Genomic DNA, 22,248 nt, shown 5'->3' on the forward strand with positions numbered 1-22,248 from the left:
GCAACCCGCTGATACCGTCGACTCAGCTTCTGCCGCATTGGATGGAGAAATGACGACGACCAGCGACGCGAACGGCGCGGCGGAAGACTCGTACGTCAGCAAGGTCGAGGCGCTCTCCCGCGCGACGGTTCGCTTGCGCTTCGACCCGTACGTCGATATCGACTGGGACGCCCCCGAAAACGCGCTCGACGCGAAGGATCCGCGTTGGCAGCTCGACCCCGACAGCGCTCCGCTGGCGGCTACGGACTGGTACGCCGAGCAGCCGCTGCAGCGGCGTATCGACATGGGTCGCTGGGTAACCGCGAATACGCTCAAGTCCACGATCCAGTTCGAGACGTTGTTGATCCGTGGAGTGGTGCACCACACCGGCAAGTTGCCCAACGCTTCCTCGGTGTTTCGGTATCTCATGCACGAGGTGGTCGACGAAGCCAACCACATCTTGATGTTCCAGGAATTCATCAACCGCACCGGCGAAGACGTCCCCGGAATGCGACGAGCCTCCCGGTTCATCGGCCCGATCCTGGGTGTCGTTGGCGGTTATGCCAGCGTCTTCCATTTCGTCGGGATACTTTGCGGTGAACAGCCGCTGCACTATCAGCAGACATTGCAGCATCGTGGGCCGGTTGGTGTGCCTCCGCTGCTGAACCAGATCACCTACATCCACCTGGCGGAAGAAGCCCGTCACATCACGTTTGCCGACGACTATCTGGCTAACGGGATGCAACATGCCGGCCGGGTGAAGCGGGCGTTGTACGCAATCGCCTTTCCGTTTTATCTCCGGTGGTTGATCGGGGAGTCGATGGGGGTGCCGCGCGACTTTGCCCGCCAGTTCGGGGTCCCGCGACGAGTCTTCAAGACCGCCTACTGGCGAAGTGCTGAATCGCACCGGATGTTGGCGGAATCGGCCGCCGACGTTCGGCGAATTGCCGAGGACTTGGGTCTGCGAACCGTATGGTCACGCTGGATGTGGCGCATATTGGGGATCGAGGGCCGAGTCCCGCGCTACCGCAGTGAGCCGGAACGGAGCCGCGCCGTCACGCGTCTGACCGGGTTTCGAACGGTGTCGTGGGCGCGCGTGGTGGCCGCGGTGACTGTGGCGGGCATCGCTATGACGGCAACACCGTGCGGCCTGCGGATCATCGCTGCCGCCGCCGTAGGGGCGGGTGTGTGGGCTGCCTACCACGCCCTCCGGGAACGCCGGGGCGGCGTGGTGGGCAACCAGCCATTCGACTGGCTGAGGTTTCTCGTCTGGGTCGTGGTTTGTGTGGCCATGGTTCCCATTGGCGGGCTGATCGGGCTCGCCTTGGTGGTACTCATGATCCTTGCGCTTGCCGAATTCATGCCCACCATATGAAGGTCCGCCAACACCGACGATCATCGGCGCGCGTTCTGGCGACACTGTGTGTTTGCGCCGTGGTAGGTTCCGCGCATGCCTGACCTGCCTTACTTCGACTTGCTTATCGACGAGCGGCAGGCGGGCGGTGAGACCGGGCAGCTATGGGAGCGCCAGGTGCACTGGGGTTACTGGGAAAATCCCAAGGCTGCCGAGGGTACCCGAGCCGACTATTTCGCGGCCATGGAGAACATGAACGGCGTGCTGTTGGAAGCCGGCAAAGTCGCCGATGGCCAGCAATTGTTGGACGTCGGCTGCGGATTCGGCGGAACTATCCAGCAGATCAACGCCGGACATTCCAGCATGCACCTCACCGGCCTGAACATTGACCCCCGCCAACTGGCTGCTGCCGAGACCCAGACCAAGGCCGCCAACGGCAACCAGATCGCCTGGGTGGAAGGCGACGCTTGTCAGCTGCCGTTTGAGGACAACTCCTTCGACCGTGTCCTGGCCGTCGAATGCGCCTTCCACTTCCCGTCCCGTGAGCGTTTCCTGGCCGAAGCCGCGCGGGTGCTCAAGCCTGGCGGTTACCTGGCGGTGTCCGACTTCGTGGCAACCATGCCCATCTTCGGCAAGACCCCAATTTGGACCGTGATTCGCTCTCGGATCGCGAAGTCCTACGGAACGCTGGGCAGTCTGCCCCTGCGGTCTTACAAATCCATGGGCAAGCGTGCGGGACTCGAATTCGCCGCGAACCGCAATATCCGGAAAAACACGTTGCCGACCTACCCGTTCCTGATCCAATTCTTCCGCGAGCAGGGGTCAGAGGATGCCCAGAAGGTCATGATCGTAGGTACGCGTTGGATGAAATGGTTGTCCAAAATGGGGTTGATCCAGTACCAGGTGTACACGTTCCACAAGCCCGCCTAACCGCTCACGCATTGTCGCTTTGATGAGCGCACGCTTCGAGGAGTTGGGCTGGCGGCAGACTCCGATGGGCGTGATCAGCTTGCGGCGCCGATTCGATCTTTCGGTGCGCACCGATGTGTATGAGGTCAAGCTCGATGACGAGTACCTGATGTCGAGCCTGTTCACTGTCGCCGAACGGGAACTGGCCCGGCTGGCCCTCGAGAGGACGCCCGGACCGGGCCTGGATGTCGTCGTTGGTGGCCTCGGCCTCGGCTATACAGCGCGAGAAGCGTTGGAGTGCGAACGGATTCGGACCCTGACAGTTATCGAATACTCCGATGCGGTGATCGGCTGGCACGAACGCGACCTGCTTCCGGATACGGTTGGCCTGGCCGCCGACAGCCGCATCGCCCTGGTGTGCGCCGACTTCTTCGCCACCGCCACCAGCGTGGCGGGATTCGATCCGGAGCGCCCTGGCCGAACCTATGACGCGATCCTGCTCGACATCGACCACTCGCCCCGCCACCTGCTCCACGATCTACACGCTGACTTCTACACCCACGACGGCCTACAAGCCGCATCCGCTCATATCGTGCCGGGTGGCACGTTCGCCATGTGGTCCGACGATGCACCGGACGAGGACTTCAGCGCGGTCCTCGAAACCGTGTTCACCGACGTCGAAGCCCAGCAGGTTTGGTTCGACAACCCACTCACCGGAGGCCGGTCCTGCGCCACCATCTACCTTGCGACCCGGTCCTGATGTGCGCCGGTCACGCCCGCGGCCCGGGGTTCAGACGCGGATGAACTTCTGTTCGCCTACACCGAACATGCCGTTGACCGAAAGGTCGACGTCGTCGGTGTGGATCCGGCCTTCGTACCATCCGTAGGGCGCGTAATACTCCGCGAGCGAACGGCGGGGGCCCACATGCATTTCGGAGCGGACGGTCGGCGTGAACCGCACGTCGATCTGGCCCGACCCGCCGACGTCGCGCACGATCCAGGTACCCCAGGGTCCGTCGGGCCGTTCCACGCGGACGGCGGGCAGGCGGTGGACCCGGTCCCCGAGCCAGACGGCGTTCTCGTTGTAGCGCTGCGGGTCGCGCACCTGGTTGTCGGTCAGATTGAAGCCCTCGACCCGGCCCTCATCGTTGCGGCGCACTGCGGTTACCCAGTCGTACTTCATCGGCATGGGGTAGTCCCCGTGGTGGTCGTCGAGGATCATGAACGAACGGTCGGGGTCGAAGACATTGAGCTCGGCGCCCGCGCGGAGCGTACCGGCGAACGGCATCATCGTCTTGTGCGAGTACAGCGCACGATCGTCGGCGAAGGGGTGGCAGATCACGAGGTGCCCCGCCTCTCCGGGGCCGCAGCGCCCGGCGCCGTGCAACTCGAGCGGCGGTAGCGCGCCGCGCCCAGGGTGGCTGGCGTCCACCGCGACCAGGCCCGAGCCCATCTCGTTGGTCAGCTGCATCGAGAAGCGCCCGACGTGACCGTGGGACCGGGTGTGGTTCAGGCCGCGCGCGACGTGCACCATCGACGTCGGCACCTTCTGCTCCCAACGACGGATCGTGGCCGCATGCTTGTCGACGACCAGCACCTGTAGCAGCGAGATCGACTTCGTGTCGTAGACGGCGCCGAGCACGAACACCGCGTCGTCACCGAGCTGAAACGCCTCCCACTCCTTGAGCCGGGCGTTGCGCGCGACGCGCTGCAGGCGACCACGCGCTCCGGTGGCGGTGACGACATCAAGCGGGTTGATCCGCGGGATCGGACCGTTGTACGTACCGAACTGATAGCGACCGTCGAGCACAAGCTGCGGGGGTGGCGGCTCGTGCGTACGCGGCGCGCCGGACGGGTGACCGGTCGGCGGAGTGTCGGTGTCCACCGCCGGAGCGTACCGAAGCGGGCTCATTCGCTTTTTGACGACTTCGCTCTTTAACGGCGCCGCCGCATTCGGATTATCCGGGCAGACCACCGCTGCCGTTGCTACCGATCAGCAGCCCACCCAGACCACCGCTGCCGCCAGCGCCACCAAGGCCATTGGGCGCGCCCGATCCGCCTGTCCCACCGGCTCCTCCGTTTCCGCCGTCGCCGATCAGGGTGGCGGATCCCCCGCTGCCGCCGTTGCCGCCCTGCCCGCCGGCACCTGCGACCGCCGATCCACCAGCGCCACCGCGTCCACCGGCGGCACCGTTGCCGAATATCCATCCGCCGGACCCACCGCGTCCACCCTGAGCTCCGGCGCCGCCCGGGTCGCCCGGGTTGTTCGCCTGGCCGCCGACACCGCCGGCTCCGCCGAGGCCGCCGTCACCGAATAATCGGCCGGCGCCCCCGGCACCTCCGATTCCGCCGGTCCCGCCGGCACCTATGGCTTGGGCCAGCGCATCTCCCCCCGCCCCGCCCGCACCACCGTTGCCGAAGAGCAACCCGCCGGCGCCGCCGTTGCCGCCGACTCCCCCGGCCTCACTGAAGTGGCCGCCACCCGTACCACCGGCTCCGCCCGCTCCACCGGTGCCGATGAGTCCGGCGTCGCCACCCCTGCCGCCGGTCCCGCTGATCCCACCTGCTGCGCTGGTTCCGCCGGCACCGCCCAATCCCCCGTTGCCAACGACTATCCCGCCGTTGCCGCCAGCTCCTCCGAACCCTCCGAGCCCGCCCGTCGCCGTTGATGCCGTCGCTGCTGCGCCTTGACCACCGGCGCCACCGTCACCGATCAGCCAGGCGTTTCCGCCGGACCCGCCGACTCCGCCGTTACCTGCCGCGGTCGCCATGCCGCCCGCTCCGCCGGCGGCTCCATTGCCGACCAGCAGTCCGCCCCAGCCGCCCGCGCCACCGTTGCCACCGCCATTGGCGCCCAGACCGCCGGCGCCGCCGGTCCCGCCGGCGCCGAACAGGATGGCCTGCCCTCCCGCGCCACCAAGGCCCCCGATAGCGGCGGCCGCGTTGCCGCCGGCGCCCCCGGCACCGCCGTTGCCGAACAACCAGCCGCCGTTCCCGCCGGACCCACCGATCGCACCGACGGCACCTGCGCCACCCGCCCCGCCATTGCCGAACAGCCCTGCGGCGCCGCCTCTTCCGCCCGCGGGGTGTGCGCCGCCGCCGGAGCCGCCGGCACCGCCGTTACCGAACAACAGGCCGCCGCCCCCGCCGTCGCCGCCAGTCCCCGCAGCGCCGTCGGTGCCGTTGCCGATCAACGGACGGCCAAACAGGAGCTGAGTCGGCAGGTTGATCAGCTGGAGCAGATCGGTGATCGCCGTGGCCTCAGCACTGGCGTAGGACGTGGCGCCCGCGTTCAGGGCTCGCACGAACTGGGCGTGAAAGGCCTCGGCTCGGGCGCTGAGCTCCTGATAGCCAAGCGCGTGCTCACTGAATAACGCAGCGATGCCAACGGAAACCTCATCGGCTCCGGCGGCCAGCAGGCCGACGGTCGGTCTCGTCGCAATTACGTTGGCCGCGTTGACAACCGAGCCGACGGCAGCCAGATCCGCTGCCGCTGCCGCCATCCACTTTGGCGTCGCGAACACGAACGACATCGCGCACCTCCCGGCCCGCCGGACGTGCAGCAAAGAGTATCCCTAAAAGGGGCCTATTCCGTGGATTTGGGCGGCTCGAGCACGTGGATCTCTCCAGTCGTGCCGTCCACCTCCACCAGCGCGCCGGGCGGCAACGACTTCGTGGCACCCTGGACATCCACGACGCAAGGGAATCCGAACTCCCGTGCCACTACGGCGGCATGGGACATGGGTCCGCCGAGTTCGGTGACGACTGCGGCGGCGTAACAGAAGGCGGCGGTATATCCGACGTCGGTGACCTCGGCCACCAGGATCTCGCCGGGTTGCAGGTCGTCGATGGTCTCGGGTCGCACGATCCGGACCCGGCCGCGCACCCGTCCACCGCAGACGCCGACACCGCGCAGGGTATCTCCGCCGGCCAGGATCGGCACCGAGGCCGACGTCGGCTGCCAACTGCCACTGAAGACGGTCGGTGGGACTACGGCCAGCAACCGGCGCTGCTCGGCGCGACGGCGCGCGACGAGATCGGAAACGTTGGGCGGCAGCGCATCGAGTTCGTCGACCAACAGGTAGAACACGTCGTCGGCGGTCTGGAAGACACCGGAGTCGGTCAGCCGTCGCCCGTACTCACGCAGCAGGCCGCGCAGTACCCAGATGGCCCGGACCATACGGTCCCGCCGGACCTCGCGGTCACGCAACTGCCGCGCGGCCAACACCGCAACAGGCTTGGCGTGCAAAGGAATTGGAGCGTGCTGCGGCTGCGGTGCCGGTGGCGCGCTCAACGCTTTGGTCACCATCCGGACGAGCAGTTCAGGGTCGTCGGCGTAGCTGGTCGACAGCATCTCGACCTCAGCCGGACCGCGGTGGCCCATCAGGGCGAGTTCGGCCAGGACCGCGGAGTGGAAGTCGGGCACCTCGACGGCGAGCTTGTCCAGCCGTTCCCCGGGCTCGGCCAGCACGCGGATCACGCTCGGGTCCTGCTGCGCGGCGAGCGCCAGCCGTTGCACGGCCTCCACCGATCGCGCACTGACCAGTTCCGGCCCGGCGGCCGGCGCGGTCGCCCGCCCGCACAGCGCGCGCAGTAAGACGTTAAATGCGGCGCAGAGCATGAACGAGCCGGACGCCAGCAGCCAGCCGTGTACGACGTGGTCGCGCGCCAACAGGATCAGACTCTGCAGTCGCCGATCATCCAATCCGGTGACGTCATCACCGACGAGTTGTTCCAAGCGCTCGACATCGTCCAGATAGTCGCGGGTGTCGCCGAGTGAACCAGCGCTCAGGCCCACCAGGTTGACGCCGAAGACGCCGATATTGCGCACGGTGCGCAGTTGCCGGCGCACTGGATTCGTTTCCGACGGGGGCCGCTCTTCGCCGAAGATCGGCAGCGAACCCATGCTGGGACCGAAGAACCCGCTGTTGCTGACGATTGTCGCCGGTTTAGCGAATGGCACCGTTTCGGCCATGAAGTGCGCCGAGGTGATGGCCCCGTAGAGGCGGTGCGCGAACACCGCCACGGTCCGCATCGCCATTTCCTTCTGGATCACCCCGCCGGGACGCAGCCGTTCGGCGATGATCACACCACCGGCGCGAAGACCCCGCACGGTGACCGACGCCGACGACGGTGAGAACGGGCCGGGCAGCGCTTCGGACAGGTTGGTGGCCAAGAAGGTTGGAAACCGCGGGTCGATCGGGGTGTCGAATTCGCCGTTGCCATCTTCTGGGCCGGCAAATTTGGGCTCAACGCCGTCGTCGGCGAGGGTGTCCACCGCGGGCAGATCCTGGATGGGTGCCAGCCGCCATGGCAGCGACAGCACACGCTTGCCCACCGTAACTCGCCCCCGCACCGCCAACGCGAAGTCGGTCAGGGATTCCTCGGCGTTCCAGGCCGGCGTGAAGCCCCAGTCGTCGCGCAGGCTGGCGGTGTCCATCAACGGGGGGTGTTGCAGCTGTTGCAGATCGGCTTGCAGTTCGGACAAACGGGGCAGCCGTCGTCCCAACGCCGCCCACCGATCACTGAGCGGCACCACGGGCCGGTGCAGCGCCGCGCCGATCTCACGGAAAGTCGGTGTGCCCGTCGCGGCGAGATTAACTGGACCGCTGGGACTTTCGTCTTCGATGGCCTGGATCAAAAGTCTGAGCGCGTCGTCGGTGTGGACTAATTGCATCCGACGGTCGGCAGTCGCGGTGGGCAGCACCGGGAGTGCCAGCAGGCGACGCAAACCGTTGTTGACGCCGCGGCCCACGATGAGCGGGCAGCGGATCGCCACCCATTGCGCGCCTGATTCGGCAAGCAGTTGCTCGGCGCGGGCCTTCTGCTTACCGATCGCGGTTTCGGGGCGCGGTGAATCCCGCTCTGTCACCGGTGTCGTCGTGGCGCCGTAGACGTGCGCCGAAGACGGGAAGACGATGCGCGCGGCACCGGTCTCGGCCATTGCCGAGAGCACGTTGGTTACGCCCGCAATATTGATCCCGCCATTGGCCTTAACGGCTGCATCCGCCCCCCACGCACAGTGCGCGACGACGTCCGCGCCGGCAACAGCACGTCGGACCGCGGCCATATCCTGAATGTCACCGACCACGAAATCTGCCGCACTGGGCCAGCTTTCGGGACGGTGACGGGCGATGCCGGTGACCTGGTGGCCTTGGCTGAGCAATCTGGCGACCAGGCCGCGGCCCAGCACACCGCTGGCCCCGGTGACGGTGATTTTCACGTGACCGGGCCTACTCGTCGTCGTTCATGAACGCCGCGTTGACGAGGTCGTCGAGGTCCATGTCCGCGATGTCTTTCCCGGCGGATTCGGCTGTCGCGGCCGCGAGCTCGTTGCCGTCGCTCTCGTTGGCCAACGCCAGCAACAGATCAAGCACCCCGGCCTGCCGCAGCCGCTTTACCGGGATCGAGGCCACGACGCGTTGCAGTTCCTCTTCGCCGGGCGCCAGTGCCGTCGCGGTCTGGCCTTCACCGCCGAGCAGTTCCTGGTGGAAGTAGCCGGCCAGCGCTGTCGAGTTCGGATAGTCGAAGATCAGCGTCGGCGAAAGTGCCAGCCCGGTAGCCGCTTTGAGCCGGTTGCGCATCTCCACCGCAGTCAGTGAGTCGAAGCCCAGCTCCTGGAACGCCCGGTCCGGGTCGATGGCCTCGGGAGTGCTGCTGCCCAGCACGGTGGCAATATGCGAACGCACCAGATCCAGCAGGATGGCCAGCTGCTCGTCTTCAGGCAGGCCCTCGAGCCGTTGCAGCAGCGCCGACTTCGACTTCGCGGCGGCGAGCGAGTCGTCGACCTGACGTCGCGCCGGAGCGTTGATCAGATCGACGAACATCGGCGGCAACGTGCCTGCGTCGAACTTCGCGCGCAACGCCACCAAGTCGATGTGGGCCGGCAGCAGGAACGGCTCGTCCACAATCAGCGCGGTGTCGAGCAATTCGAGCGCTTCCTGGGACGACATCGCGACGATTCCGTCGCGGGCGAACCGCGCCAGGTCGGCCTTCCCCAGTTCGCCGGTCATGCTGCTGGCCTGATCCCACAGCCCCCACCCGAGCGCGACGGCGGGCAGACCCCGCTCGTGCCGGTATGCCGCCAGCGCGTCCAGGAACGAGTTACCGGCGGCGTAGTTGGCCTGACCGGACGCACCTGCCAAACCGGCGATCGAGGAGAACAGCACGAACGCCGACAGATCCAGATCGCGGGTCAATTCGTGCAGGTTCCACGCCGCGTCCACCTTGGCCCGCAATGTCGCATCGACACGGTCCGGAGTCAACGACGTCACCACCGCGTCGTCGAGTGTGCCCGCCGCATGGATGACCGCGGACAGCGGATGCTGCGCCGGAATATCGGCGAGCACCTTGGCCAACGATTCCCGATCGGCCGCGTCACACGCGACGACCTGGACCTGGGCGCCGGCGGCCGTGAGTTCGGCGGTCAGCTCTTGGGCCCCCGGTGCATCCAGGCCACGACGGCTCACCAACAACAGGTGCCGCACCTGGTGCCGGGTCACCACGTGACGGGCCAGCGCCGAGCCGGCCATGCCGGTGCCGCCGGTGATCAGGACGGTGCCCGTTCCCAGACCCCCGCCTGCAGCGTCGGTCATGTTCATCACGACCTTGCCGACGTGGCGCGCCTGGCCGAGGTAGCGCAACGCGGCCGGAGCCCGTCGCACATCAAAAATCTTGGCCGGCAGGGGTTTCAGCACTTCGTCGGCAAAGAATCCGGCCAGCGTGGCGAGCATCTGCTGGATGTGGTCGGGTCCGGCTTCGAACAGGTCGAACGCGCGGTAGCGCACACCCGGGTGCTGTTCGGCCACCTCGGCCGCGTCACGGATATCGGTCTTGCCCATCTCCAGGAAGGCGCCGCCCGCAGCGACGAGTCGCAGCGAGGCGTCGACGAATTCACCGGACAGCGAGTCGAGCACCACGTCCACGCCCTGACCATCTGTGGCGGCACGGAACTTGTCCTCGAACTCCACGCTGCGGGAGTCACCGATGTGCTCGTCGTCAAAGCCCATGGCCCGCAGGGTGTCCCACTTGCCCTTACTGGCGGTGGCGAAGACCTCCACCCCCCAGTGCCGGGCCAGTTGGACGGCGGCCATGCCGACGCCGCCCGCCGCCGCGTGCACCAGAATCCGCTGTCCGGGCTGTACATCGGCCAGGACCTTCAGCGCGTAGTACGCCGTGGCGAAAACGACCGGCGCAGTGGCGGCATCGGTGTCGGACCAACCCGTCGGCACCTTGATCAGCAGCCGCTCGTCGGTGGTCGCAACGGCCCCGGTGCCTTCCGGGAACAGGCCGGTGACCCGGTCGCCCGCCTGGAAAATGCTTGCCTCGGAAGCGGTTTCGAGCACCGTACCGGAAGCCTCGACACCCATGGCCGCATTTTCGTCTGGGTAGAGACCCAGCGCGATCATCACGTCGCGGAAGTTGGCGGCCATAGCGCTGGTCGCGACACGCACGTGACGCGGCGCCAGCGGCGCATCCGCGTCCGGGAGTGGTTCCATGCGCAGATTCTCGAAGGTGCCCGCGACGCTCATGCCCAGGCGCCACGGAACACCGCCCGGCGGCACCAACAGCCCCCGCACCGCGCGACTGCCGTGCACGCGGGCAATGTGGGTGACGCCGTTGCGCAACACCACCTGTGGCTCACCGACGGCCAGGACGGCCACCGCCTCCTCGTCGCCGACGGGTACATCGGCGTCGACCAGCACGATCCGGCCGGGATGCTCGGTCTGCGCCGAACGCACCAGGCCCCACACCGCGGCGCCGGCCAGATCGGTGACATTCTCACCCGGAAGCGTCATCGCGCCCTGGGTCGCGACCACCAGCACTCCCGAGTCGTGCTCGGTCAACCAGGACTGGACGACACCCAACGCGCGATGCGTCGCGGTGTAGACGCCCGCCAGGGTGTCTCCGGGCACCGGTTCGGACTTGAACACCTCGTACGGCGGTGTGTTTGGCGTAGGCACCACCGGCGCGGGTGACCAGACGACTTCGAAGAGGCGGTCGCCGGCCGAACCCGACAACGCAGCCTTGAGCTGCTGCTCGGTCACCGGGCGGGCCACCATCGACGCCACCGACAGCACCGGCAGACCGAGTGCGTCCGTCAACTCCACCGATACCGACGACGGGCCGGTCGGGGTGATGCGGGCTCGTACCGCCGAAGCGCCCGCGGCGTGCAACGACACGCCCTGCCAGGCGAACGGCACCAGGACACCGTCGGTGCGGCGCTCATCGGCGCTGGCGCCGACGATGATTGCGTGCAACGCCGCATCCAGCACCACCGGGTGCACACCGAAGCCGGTCGGCGAAAGTCCCGCGGTGGCCGGCAGCGACACCTCGGCGAACAGTTCGTCGCCGCGTCGCCACATCGCGGTCAAGCCCTGGAAGGCCGGACCGTATCCGTACCCGCGCTCAGCCATCCACTCGTAGGTCCCGGCGACATCCACCGGTTGGGCGCCTGCCGGCGGCCACACCGAGGTATCCGTGTTGGCTTGCACCGCAGCGGAACTCACCGATCCCTCGGCGTGCAGCAGCCAACCCGACCCAGTGTCGGCGCGAGAGAACACCGAAACGCCGCGCGAACCCGATTCGTTGGCAGCGTCGACCACTACTTGCACCGCAACCGAACCCGCTTCCGGCAAGATCAGCGGCGCTGCCAACGTGAGTTCGTCGACCACCGAGCAGCCGACCTCGTCACCGGCCCGGATGGCCAACTCCACAAAGCCTGCGCCCGGGAAGATCACGACGCCGCCCACGGCGTGGTCAGCGAGCCAACTGTGCGTCGCGGTGGACAGTCTGCCCGTCAGCACCACCCCGCCCGAGGCCGGCAGGTCAACCACCGCGCCCAGCAGCGCGTGTTCGCTGGCCGCCAGACCCAGACCAGCGGCGTCGACGGCAGCGCCGTCGTTGGACAGCCAGAACCTGCGACGCTCAAAGGCATACGTCGGCAGTTCGACGAAGTTTGCCCGCCCCAGCACTGCCGGCCAGTCGACCGTGGCACCCGTGACGAAGGCCTGAGCCACCGCGTTGGTCAGTGTCGTCGGCTCGGGCCGGTCCTTGCGCAGAGCGGAAATCGCGGTGACCGGCGCGTCGGGCAGCGTCTCTTCGATCGATGCCGTCAACCCGCCTGCGGGCCCGACCTCGAGGAAACGGGTCGCACCTGCCGACTGTGCGTAACGGATGCTGTCGGCGAACCGCACGGGCTCCCGGACATGGCGCTTCCAGTACCCCGCGGTCCCGAAGTCATCTCCGACCGGTTGCCCGGTCAGGTTCGAGATGATCGGGATGGTGGGCTGCCCGATCGGCAATCCGGCTGCGACGGCGGCGAACTCGTCGATCATCGGATCCATCAGCGGCGAATGGAAGGCGTGCGATACCGCGAGTTGGTGGACGCGGCGGCCATCCGCCCGGAGGCGCTCGGCGATCGCGATGACTGCGTCTTCGGCACCGGAAATCACCACCGCCGCCGGCCCGTTGACCGCGGCGATACTGACCTCGGGGCTCAGCAGCGGTGCGACCTCCTCCTCGGTGGCCTGCACCGCGACCATCGCACCGCCGGGCGCCAACCTCTGCATGAAGCGGCTGCGCGCCGCCACCAGCACCGCGGCATTTTCCAGCGACAGCACACCCGCGACATGCGCGGCGGACAACTCGCCGACGGAGTGCCCCATCACGAAATCGGGCCGCACACCCCACGACTCCAGCAGCCGGAACATCGCAACCTCGATGGCGAACAACGCCGGCTGAGCGAATTCAGTTGTATTCAAGATGTTTTCGTCGTGACCCCACATCACCTCACGCAGTGGCCGCAACAGGTGGCGGTCCAACTCGCCGACCACCGTGTTGAACGCCTCAGCGAACACCGGATACGTGGCATGCAGCCCCATGCCCATGCCCAACAACTGGGAGCCCTGCCCGGGGAAGACGAAGACGGTCTTGCCGGCGGGCTGGGCGACACCACGGACGACCACGCCGAGCTCGCCGGAGGCCAGCTCATCCAACTCGGCCAGCAGCTCGTCTCGGTTGCCGCCGATGACGACTGCCCGATGATCGAAAGAAGTTCGGCCGGCGAGCGACCAACCGACGTCGGTAGCATCCAGTTCGTCACGGCCGCCGATGTATTCGGCCAACCGTGCCGCCTGGTTCTGCAGTGCCGAGTCCGACTTGGCCGATATCACCCATGGCAGTACAGCCGGTTTGCGCCCAGCCAACTCGACGGCGGCCGGGGCCGGAACCGATTCGATGATCACGTGGGCGTTGGTGCCGCTGATGCCGAACGACGACACACCCGCGCGGCGTACCCGCCCGGATGCCGGCTCGGCCGGCCACGGCTGTGCCTGCGTCAGCAGTTCGACGGATCCAGCCGACCAATCCACGTGCGGGCTGGGCTCATCGACGTGCAATGTCGCCGGCAGCAGTTCATGGCGCATCGCCTGCACCATCTTGATCACGCCGCCGACGCCGGCGGCCGCTTGGGTGTGGCCCATATTCGACTTGATCGAGCCCAACCACAGCGGTCGGCCCGGCCGGCCCTGGCCATAGGTGGCCAGCAACGCCTGGGCCTCGATCGGATCACCCAGCATGGTGCCCGTGCCGTGACCCTCGACGACATCCACCTCGGCCGCCGTCAACCCGGCACTGGCCAACGCCGACCGCACCACTCGCTGCTGGGAAGGACCGTTCGGTGCGGTCAGGCCGTTAGAGGCGCCGTCCTGGTTGATAGCGGAACCGGCTACCACCGCCAGCACCGGGTGCCCTAACCGCTGCGCATCCGAAAGGCGTTCGACGACAAGCATTCCGCCGCCCTCAGAGAAACCGGTGCCGTCGGCCGCGCCGGCGAACGCCTTGCACCGACCGTCGGGCGAGAGCCCGCGCATCCGACTGAATTCGACGAAGATGTCCGGGGTGGCGTTGACAGTGACGCCGCCGGCCAGGGCCAGGTCACACTCCCCCGAGCGCAGCGACTGCACCGCCATGTGCAGCGCCACCAACGACGATGAGCATGCGGTGTCGACCGACACAGCGGGGCCCTCCAGACCGAGCACGTAGGCCACCCGGCCAGACGCGACACTCGAGGACTGTCCGGTCAACCGGAATCCCTCCGCGGTCTGCGGGGCGCCGATGCCGTAGCCCTGGGTGTACACACCGGCGAACACGCCGGTCGCGCTGCCCCGCAATGCGCCGGGCTCAATTCCGCCTCGTTCCAGCGCTTCCCACGACAGCTCGAGGAACATGCGTTGCTGCGGGTCCATCGCCAGCGCTTCGCTGGGCGCGATCCCGAAGAAGGAGGGGTCGAAGTCGGCGACGCCGTCCAGGAACCCACCGGTGCGGGTGTAGCAGGTGCCGGCCACGTCGGGATCGCGGTTGTACAGGCCTGCCACGTCCCAGCCGCGGTCGGTCGGGAAGTCCGACAGTACGTCGCGACCCTGAATCACCATGTCCCAGAGGTCTTCCGGCGACGCCACCCCACCCGGGTAGCGGCAGGACATACCTACGATCGCGATGGCGTCGTCACCGGTGGCACGTACCGCGGGGGTGTGTTTGATCTCCTGCGGTACCCCGGCGAGCTCGGTGCGCATATAGGAAGCCAGACCACTCGGCGTCGGGTAGTCGAAGATCAGGGTGGGCGAAAGTGAAAGTCCAGTCGCGGATTTGAGCCGGTTACGCATCTCGACCGCGGTCAGCGAATCAAAACCCAAGTCCTGGAACGCCTTATCGGGATCGATGGCTTCGGGCGCGACGTTTCCGAGCACGGTGGCGATGTGCGAGCGCACCAATTCCAGCAGGACGGCATGCTGTTGAGCCTCGGGCAGCCCGTGCAGTCGGTGCGCGAGCGCCGACTTTGACTTGGCCGCAGCCAGTGAGTCGTCGACCTGCCGCCTTGTCGGAGCGTTGACGAGATCGCGGAACATCGGCGGCACCGCGACGGCATGGGCGCGTAGCGCGGCCAGGTCGATGCGTGCCGGCGCCAGGAATGGTTCGTCGACGATGAGTGCGGTGTCGAATAGTTCCATTGCCTCCTGCGAGGACAATGCCAGCACACCTTCGCGGCCCAGGCGCGCCAGGTCGGCGGCGTCCAGTCCGCCAGTCATCGCACTGGCCTGATCCCACAGCCCCCAGCCCAGCGACATCGCCGGCAACCCATGGGCCCGGCGGTGCGCGGCCAACCCGTCGAGGAAGCAGTTCGCGGCCGAATAATTGGCCTGTCCGGATGAACCCACCAGTCCGGCCATCGACGAAAACATCACGAAGGCAGACACATCCAGGTCGCGGGTCAGCTCGTGCAGGTTCCAGGCCGCGTCGATCTTGGCGCGCAGCACGGTGTCCACCCGATCGGGTGTCAGCGACGTCACCACCGCGTCGTCAAGCACGCCGGCGGCGTGAATCACCGCAGACAGCGGGCGCTGCACCGGGATGTCGGCGATCACCTTGGCCAGCGCGGGCCGATCGGAGGCGTCGCACGCCACCGCCTGCACCTGCGCACCCAGGGCCTCCAGTTCGGCGACCAACTCCGCGGCCCCCGGTGCATCCGGACCCCGCCGACTCAGCAGCAGCAGATCACGGACCCCATGCTGGTTCACGACGTGTCGAGCCAACGCCGAGCCCGCCATGCCGGTGCCGCCGGTGATCAGGACGGTGCCCTTGCCCATGCCGTTACCCGGCGCGAAAGGCAGGGTCATGACGACCTTGCCGATGTGGCGCGCCTGGCTGAGGTACCGCAGTGCCGCCGGTGCCCGCCGAATGTCGAACGTGGTCACCGGCAACGGGCGCAGCACACCGGCGTCGAAGAGTTCGGCGAGGTCGAGCATGTACTCATGCATGCGCGGACGGCCGGGCTCGAACAGGTCGAATGCCCGGTACCGCACTCCCGGGTATTGCTGCGCGATGACGCCGGGGTCGCGGATGTCGGTCTTGCCCATCTCCAGGAAAACTCCACCCGGAGCGACCAACCGCAGTGTGGCGTCGACGAATTCGCCGGCCAGCGAGTCCAGCACAACATCAAACCCAGCGCCGCCAGTGACGGCGCGGAACTTCTCTTCGAAGTCCAGACTGCGCGAGTCAGAGATGTGGTCATCGTCAAATCCCATGGCCCGCAGGGTGTCCCACTTGCCCTTGCTGGCGGTGCCGAACACCTCCAGACCCAGGTGCCGGGCCAGTTGAGTGGCCGCCATCCCCACGCCGCCCGCGGCCGCATGGATCAGTACCCGCTGCCCGGGCTTCACCGCGGCCAGGTCGATGAAGGCGAACCACGCAGTGGTGAACACCGCCGAAATCGCCGCGGCTTCGGCATACGACCAGTCCGAAGGCATCGGAAGCAACAACCGGATGTCACCCGGGACCAGGGTGCCGCTGGTGTCGGGGAAGAAGCCGTATACCGAGTCGCCGACCGCGAATTCAGTGACGCCGGGTCCTACTTCGACGACCACGCCGGCGCCTTCGCCACCGAGTAACGCTTCGTGGGTGAACATGCCCAGCGTGATCATGATGTCGCGGAAGTTGGCTGCGATGGCGTGCAGAGCGACCCGGACGTGGCCGGGCTGCAGCGGTGCCTCGGCGTTGGGAACCGGCTCGAGGCGCAGATTTTCGAAGGTGCCCGCACTGCTCAGACCCAGCCGCCACGGCCCGTCGCCGGGCGGTTGCAGAATGCCCTCGACCGCCCGACTGCTGCGCACTCGCGGCGTGTACGCCTGTCCGCCGCGCAGCAACACCTGTGGTTCGCCGACCGCAAAGACCGCTTTCATCGTCGAATCATCAAGCGGCACATCGGAATCGACGAGTAACAGTCGGCCCGGATTTTCGGTCTGCGCCGAGCGCACCAGACCCCAGACGGCCGCGCCCGCCAGATCGGTGACGTCAGCTCCGGCCAAGGCAACGGCACCCCGGGTGGCCACCACGAGCATCCCGGATTCGTGGTCGGTCAGCCAGGACTGCACGGCGGCCAGCGCCTGGTGGATGCGCTGATGGCTCGCTGTCACCGGATCTTCGTCGATTGCAACGGATTCGAAGATCTCGTAAGACGACGGGGCCTCGCCATTGGTGGACGCCGCCGGCGACCAGGCCAGCTCGAACAGCCGTTCCGGACCCGATCCGGAGATGGCGGCGCGCAGTCGTTGTTCGTTGACCGGCCGGGCGACCATGGCGGCGACCGACAACACCGGCAACCCCAGACCGTCGGCGAGCTCAACCGAGACCGCCGACTGCCCGACGGGTGCGATCCGCGCCCGAACCGCCGACGCGCCCGCCGCGTGCAGCGACACGCCTTGCCAGGAGAACGGCAGCACCAGCTCCGCCGCCGGATTGGCCAGCACGGCCGCGTGCAGTGCGGCATCCAACAGCGCCGGGTGTACCCCGAATCCAGTCGTACCGCCGGCCGCCTCCGGCAGCCTCACCTCGGCGAACAACTCTTCGCCGCGGGACCACAACGCGGTCAGCCCGCGAAACGCCGGCCCATATCCGTAGCCGTGCTCCGCCAACCGTTCGTAGCCACCGGCCAAGTCGATGGCGACGGCGCCGGCCGGCGGCCAGGCTGTCAGGTCGGCGCCTGGCTCGGCCGTGCCGGTACTCAGGGTGCCTTCGGCGTGGCATACCCACACCGAGCCGCCGTCGACGTCGGCGTGGGAGTAGATCGAGACGCTGCGCTTGGCGGACTCTGCCGAACCCTCGCTAGCGGAGCCGACCACCACCTGCACGGCAACGGAATTCCCCGCCGGGATCACCAATGGTGACCGCAGTGTCAGTTCGTCGACCGCTGAACAGCCGACCTCGTCGCCGGCGCGGATCGCCAACTCCACGAACCCCGTACCGGGGAACACCACCATGCCGGACACGGCGTGATCGGCCAACCAGCTTTGGGCGCTGGGCGAAAGCCGGCCGGTCAGGATGACGCCGCCCGACGCGGGCAACTCCACCACCGCCCGCAACAGCGCATGCTCGCTGGCCGCAAGCCCCAAACCGGAGGCGTCGGCGTCGAAAGCCTCACTGGAGAGCCAGAATCGGCGCCGGTCGAAGGCGTACGTCGGCAATTCGACGAAGCGCGCGCCGTCCAACAAACCACGCCAGTTCACGTTGACACCACCGACGAAGGCGGTCGCCGCTGACGACAAGAACCGCTGCAGCCCGCCGTCTTCGCGGCCCAAGGTGGGGACCACCAGCGCTTCCACGTCGGCGGCGGCGTTGGCCAGGCAATCGTTGGCCGTGTCCTCGACACCGGCGATCAACGCGGGGTGCGGGCTGGATTCGATGAACACGCGGTATCCGTGCTCAGTCGCGCTGCGCACCGCCTGGTCGAGTTGCACCGTCTGGCGGATGTTGCGGTACCAGTATTCGGCGTCCAGATCGGCTGTGTCCAAACGGCTTCCGGTCACCGTCGAGAAGAAAGCGGTCCGCGTGGACTGCGGCTGGATTTCGGCCAGGACCGTGGTGAGTTCGCCGCGGATCGCCTCGACCTCGACGGAGTGCGACGCGTAGTCCACGTCGATGCGCCGCACCCGGAGCTCCCGGTCGGTGCAGAGCTGAATCAGCTCGTCCAGTGCGGCGACTTCACCCGACACCACGACCGCCGACCGGCCGTTGACGGCCGCGATGTCGATCCGTTCGGCGAAGGGCACCAACAACTCTCGGGCCTGCTCGGCACCGCACGCGATGGAGACCATGCCGCCGGGGCCGGCCAGACCGGTCAGCAATTTGCTGCGCATCGTCACCACCTTGGCGGCGTCGCGCAGCGACAGCGCTCCGGCCACGTATGCGGCAGCGATTTCGCCCTGAGAATGGCCGATGACGGCGTCGGGGCGTACTCCGACCGACTTCCACAATTCGGCCAACGACACCATCACGGCGAACAGCACCGGTTGCACGACGTCGACGCGGTCCAGTCCGGGTGCGCCGGGCGCGCCGCGAAGCACGTCGGTCAGCGACCAGTCGACGAAATCCGCGAAAGCTTCGGCGCATGCCTCGATCTGCTGGGCGAATACCGGTGCACTGTGCAGCAATTCGACACCCATGCCGACCCATTGCGAGCCTTGGCCGGGGAAGACGAAGACGGTTTTACCGGCGGGCTGGGCGGCTCCACTGAGGACATTGACCGGCTCGCCCGAGGCCAATTCACCCAGACCGGCCAGCAACTCGGCCCGGTCAGCACTGACCACGACGGCGCGATGTTCAAACGATGAGCGGCCCGCCAGAGACCAGGCAACATCGGCGATGTCGAGTTCTTCGTGGTCGGTTACGTACTCGGCCAGCCGTCCCGCCTGCGCACACAATGCCGACGCCGACTTGGCCGAAATCGCCCACGGAACTGTCGCCGGTTTGGGAGCCGCGTCGGGCGCCGGTGCCTCGATCGCAGACACCGACTCGATGATCACGTGCGCGTTGGTGCCGCTGATCCCGAACGACGACACGGCCGCCCGGCGGGCGCGGCCCTCGGCCGGCCAGGGCTGCGCTTGCGTCAGCAGTTCCACCGCACCTGCGGACCAATCCACGTGCGGCGAGGGTGCATCCACATGCAGGGTGGCCGGCAACACCTCGTGGCGCATCGCCTGGACCATCTTGATGACACCGGCGACGCCCGCCGCGGCCTGGGTGTGACCCATGTTCGACTTGATCGAGCCCAACCACAGCGGCTGTCGCCCGACCTCCGACCTGCCCTGCCCGTAGGTCGCCAACAACGCCTGGGCCTCGATCGGATCACCCAGCGTGGTGCCGGTGCCGTGACCCTCGACGGCATCCACATCGGTGACCGACAGCCCGGCATTGGCCAACGCGGCCCGCACCACGCGCTGCTGCGATGGACCGTTCGGCGCCGTCAACCCGTTGGAAGCACCGTCCTGGTTCACCGCCGAACCGCGCACCACCGCCAACACCGGATGCCCGAGCCGTTGCGCATCGGAGAGTCGCTCCACCACCAGGATGGCGCCGCCTTCAGACCAGCCGACCCCGTCGGCGGCCCCCGCGTAGGCCTTGCATCGACCGTCCGGAGCCAGACCCCGATGCCGACTGAACTCGACGAACACCGTCGGGGTGGCGTTGACGGTTGCGCCCCCGGCGATCGCCAGATCGCACTCCCCCGTCCGCAGCGACTGCACCGCCATGTGCAGCGCAACCAACGAAGACGAACACGCCGTGTCCACCGAGACTGCCGGGCCTTCCAGGCCCAGCACATAGGACACCCGGCCGGACGCGACGCTGGACGTCATGCCGGTAAGTCGGTAGCCCTCGATCTCTTCAGCAAACATGCCATAGCCCTGGGCGATGATCCCGGCGAACACCCCGGTGGCGCTACCGCGTAACGAACCCGGATCGATGCCGGCCCGCTCCAAGGCCTCCCAAGACAGCTCCAACAGCATGCGGTGCTGCGGATCCATCGCCAGCGCCTCGCTCGGCGCGATCCCGAAGAAGGCGGGGTCGAAGTCTGCGACACCGTCGACGAAGCCACCGGTGTTGGCGTAGGACTTGTGCGCGGCGTCGGGGTCAGGGTCGAATAGCGAGCCGACGTCCCAGCCGCGATCGGTGGGGAACTCTGCGATCACATCGCGGTTTTCGGCCACCATCTGCCACAGGCTGTCCGGAGAGTCGACCCCACCAGGGAAACGGCACGACATTCCGACGATCGCGATCGGCTCGCTCGACCGCTCCAGGAGCGCACGGTTGTTGCGCTTCAGGCGCTCAACCTGGACCAGCGCTTTCCGCAACGCTTCAGTCGCGTGCTGGAGCTGATCAACCATTACTAACCCCTCGCCTAATTTGGTCGTCTCTGACCCGCCGGATGCGGCGCTCGCCGAGTCATGAAAGTTGCTGTGCGAAGTTGACGACTTCGAATTTTCAGGTCTTGCCGACCATCCGCGCGCAGTTCTCCGACCCAAGAATCTCGAGGTGAGTATCGCCAACTCCGGCAGGATTTCAAAACTTCGGACACTCCCGCCTACACGAGGAACTGCTAAAGCACCAGCGCACCCGGGTAGACCATGGGCTGGATCCGCGGCGCGTCAAATGCCCTCAGTACTCCCTTGTACACCTGGTCAGCCGCCTGGCGTGACTGTACCTCCACGGCAAATCGGGAGTACCCGAGCGCCGCTCAGACGCCCACCCGGCGCCAGCCGTCCGCAGTCCGGGCCGCATGCAGCAGTTGGTCACACAGCTCGCGGAGTTCGCTTGCTCCTGCGCCTTCATCCAATGCGGTAGCAACGTCCTCGGCCGCGCATCGGACCTGATAGACCCGATCGGAGAGGTCGGCGGCCTCCTCAGCCGACAGCACGACCGCGTCGGGCGCCAAAGCCCCCGACTCTCCTCGCGCGATCATGGCCCGCTGCTCATAGGCCCGCTGGCGACACGACTGCCGGCAATACTGGCGACGACGCCCCATTCCGGCATCGGACACATCACGACCGCACCAACGACATGGCTGGGGCCGAACCCGACGACTCACGCCTGCAGACTTTAGTCGGATCCCCGGCGTGATCCCGGTATCATGGGTATTCGCGTCGCGGCAGCGCACGGCCGAAAACAACCGAGCGGAACCGGGAACTCAGGTGAACGGTCTTAACGTTTACTTAACAACAGACTCATGAGAACTGCAGTACGGCAGCGTCAGAAGCTCGCCGGAACCCTAAAGGAGCAGCACTAATGGCTGATCGTGTCCTACGAGGCAGTCGCCTCGGAGCCGTGAGCTACGAGACCGACCGCAACCACGACCTCGCACCCCGCCAGCTCGCGCGTTATCGCACCGAGAACGGCGAGGAGTTCGAGGTTCCATTTGCCGACGACGCCGAGATTCCCGGCACCTGGCTGTGCCGCAACGGCATGGAAGGCACGCTGATCGAGGGCAACCTGCCCGAGCCGAAGAAAGTCAAGCCGCCGCGCACGCACTGGGACATGCTGCTGGAGCGTCGCTCCGTGGAGGAGCTCGAGGAACTGCTCAAGGAGCGCCTCGACCTCATCCGGTCGCGCCGCCGCAGCTGATCGCAGGTTCTGGTCGACCCGCTGCGCCCGGCTCCGCCGCGCTTGCGATCGCCGGT

General features: G+C 67.3%; 9 protein-coding genes. 4 read left to right on the forward strand and 5 right to left on the reverse strand.

Translation table 11 applies throughout. The features are described from left to right. Positions 1-49: 49 nt before the first annotated feature. The 3 genes from ACZY1I_RS25510 (at position 50) to ACZY1I_RS25520 (ending at position 3,002) form a co-directional block, all read left to right on the forward strand. Positions 50-1,354, forward strand: coding sequence for an AurF N-oxygenase family protein (locus tag ACZY1I_RS25510; protein ID WP_463758941.1), 1,305 nt, complete (start codon positions 50-52; stop codon positions 1,352-1,354). Between the two features lie 75 nt (positions 1,355-1,429). Continuing rightward, the gene (locus tag ACZY1I_RS25515) at positions 1,430-2,263 is read left to right on the forward strand and encodes a class I SAM-dependent methyltransferase (RefSeq protein ID WP_463758945.1); all 834 of its coding nucleotides are present in this window, start codon (positions 1,430-1,432) and stop codon (positions 2,261-2,263) included. Between the two features lie 22 nt (positions 2,264-2,285). After that, the gene (locus ACZY1I_RS25520) at positions 2,286-3,002 is read left to right on the forward strand and encodes a polyamine aminopropyltransferase (protein ID WP_463758948.1); all 717 of its coding nucleotides are present in this window, start codon (positions 2,286-2,288) and stop codon (positions 3,000-3,002) included. A gap of 30 nt (positions 3,003-3,032) precedes the next feature. Here ACZY1I_RS25520 and ACZY1I_RS25525 read toward each other — a convergent pair whose 3' ends face one another. The 5 genes from ACZY1I_RS25525 to ACZY1I_RS25545 all read right to left on the reverse strand — a co-directional run bounded on the left by ACZY1I_RS25525 (position 3,033) and on the right by ACZY1I_RS25545 (position 21,659). Continuing rightward, positions 3,033-4,127: a DUF2804 family protein gene (locus ACZY1I_RS25525; RefSeq protein ID WP_463758950.1), complete on the reverse strand. Its 1,095-nt coding sequence runs from the start codon at positions 4,125-4,127 to the stop codon at positions 3,033-3,035. Positions 4,128-4,200: 73 nt separating this feature from the next. Beyond that, positions 4,201-5,775, reverse strand: coding sequence for a PE family protein (locus ACZY1I_RS25530; protein ID WP_463758952.1), 1,575 nt, complete (start codon positions 5,773-5,775; stop codon positions 4,201-4,203). A 53-nt stretch (positions 5,776-5,828) separates the two neighbouring features. Then, the gene (locus ACZY1I_RS25535) at positions 5,829-8,465 is read right to left on the reverse strand and encodes a sugar epimerase family protein (RefSeq protein WP_463758954.1); all 2,637 of its coding nucleotides are present in this window, start codon (positions 8,463-8,465) and stop codon (positions 5,829-5,831) included. A 10-nt stretch (positions 8,466-8,475) separates the two neighbouring features. Beyond that, the gene (locus ACZY1I_RS25540; protein ID WP_463758956.1) at positions 8,476-20,958 is read right to left on the reverse strand and encodes a type I polyketide synthase; all 12,483 of its coding nucleotides are present in this window, start codon (positions 20,956-20,958) and stop codon (positions 8,476-8,478) included. A 350-nt stretch (positions 20,959-21,308) separates the two neighbouring features. Beyond that, a complete protein-coding gene (locus tag ACZY1I_RS25545) occupies positions 21,309-21,659 on the reverse strand; it encodes a hypothetical protein (RefSeq protein WP_463758958.1) in 351 nt (116 codons plus the stop codon). A gap of 197 nt (positions 21,660-21,856) precedes the next feature. Between ACZY1I_RS25545 and rbpA the strand changes: the two genes are divergently transcribed. Beyond that, the gene (gene rbpA / locus ACZY1I_RS25550; RefSeq protein WP_463758962.1) at positions 21,857-22,192 is read left to right on the forward strand and encodes an RNA polymerase-binding protein RbpA; all 336 of its coding nucleotides are present in this window, start codon (positions 21,857-21,859) and stop codon (positions 22,190-22,192) included. The last annotated feature ends 56 nt before the right edge of the window (positions 22,193-22,248 follow it).

This window comes from Mycobacterium sp. IDUB_37 (genome assembly GCF_055419245.1).

Excerpts from the sequence above, each read along its gene's own strand:
- ACZY1I_RS25515 (WP_463758945.1), top strand. The coding sequence starts at position 1,430 with ATGCCTGACCTGCCTTACTTCGACTTGCTTATCGACGAGCGGCAGGCG.
- ACZY1I_RS25510 (WP_463758941.1), top strand. The coding sequence starts at position 50 with ATGACGACGACCAGCGACGCGAACGGCGCGGCGGAAGACTCGTACGTC.
- ACZY1I_RS25530 (WP_463758952.1), bottom strand. The coding sequence starts at position 5,775 with ATGTCGTTCGTGTTCGCGACGCCAAAGTGGATGGCGGCAGCGGCAGCG.
- ACZY1I_RS25540 (WP_463758956.1), bottom strand. The coding sequence starts at position 20,958 with ATGGTTGATCAGCTCCAGCACGCGACTGAAGCGTTGCGGAAAGCGCTG.
- rbpA (WP_463758962.1), top strand. The coding sequence starts at position 21,857 with ATGGCTGATCGTGTCCTACGAGGCAGTCGCCTCGGAGCCGTGAGCTAC.
- ACZY1I_RS25520 (WP_463758948.1), top strand. The coding sequence starts at position 2,286 with ATGAGCGCACGCTTCGAGGAGTTGGGCTGGCGGCAGACTCCGATGGGC.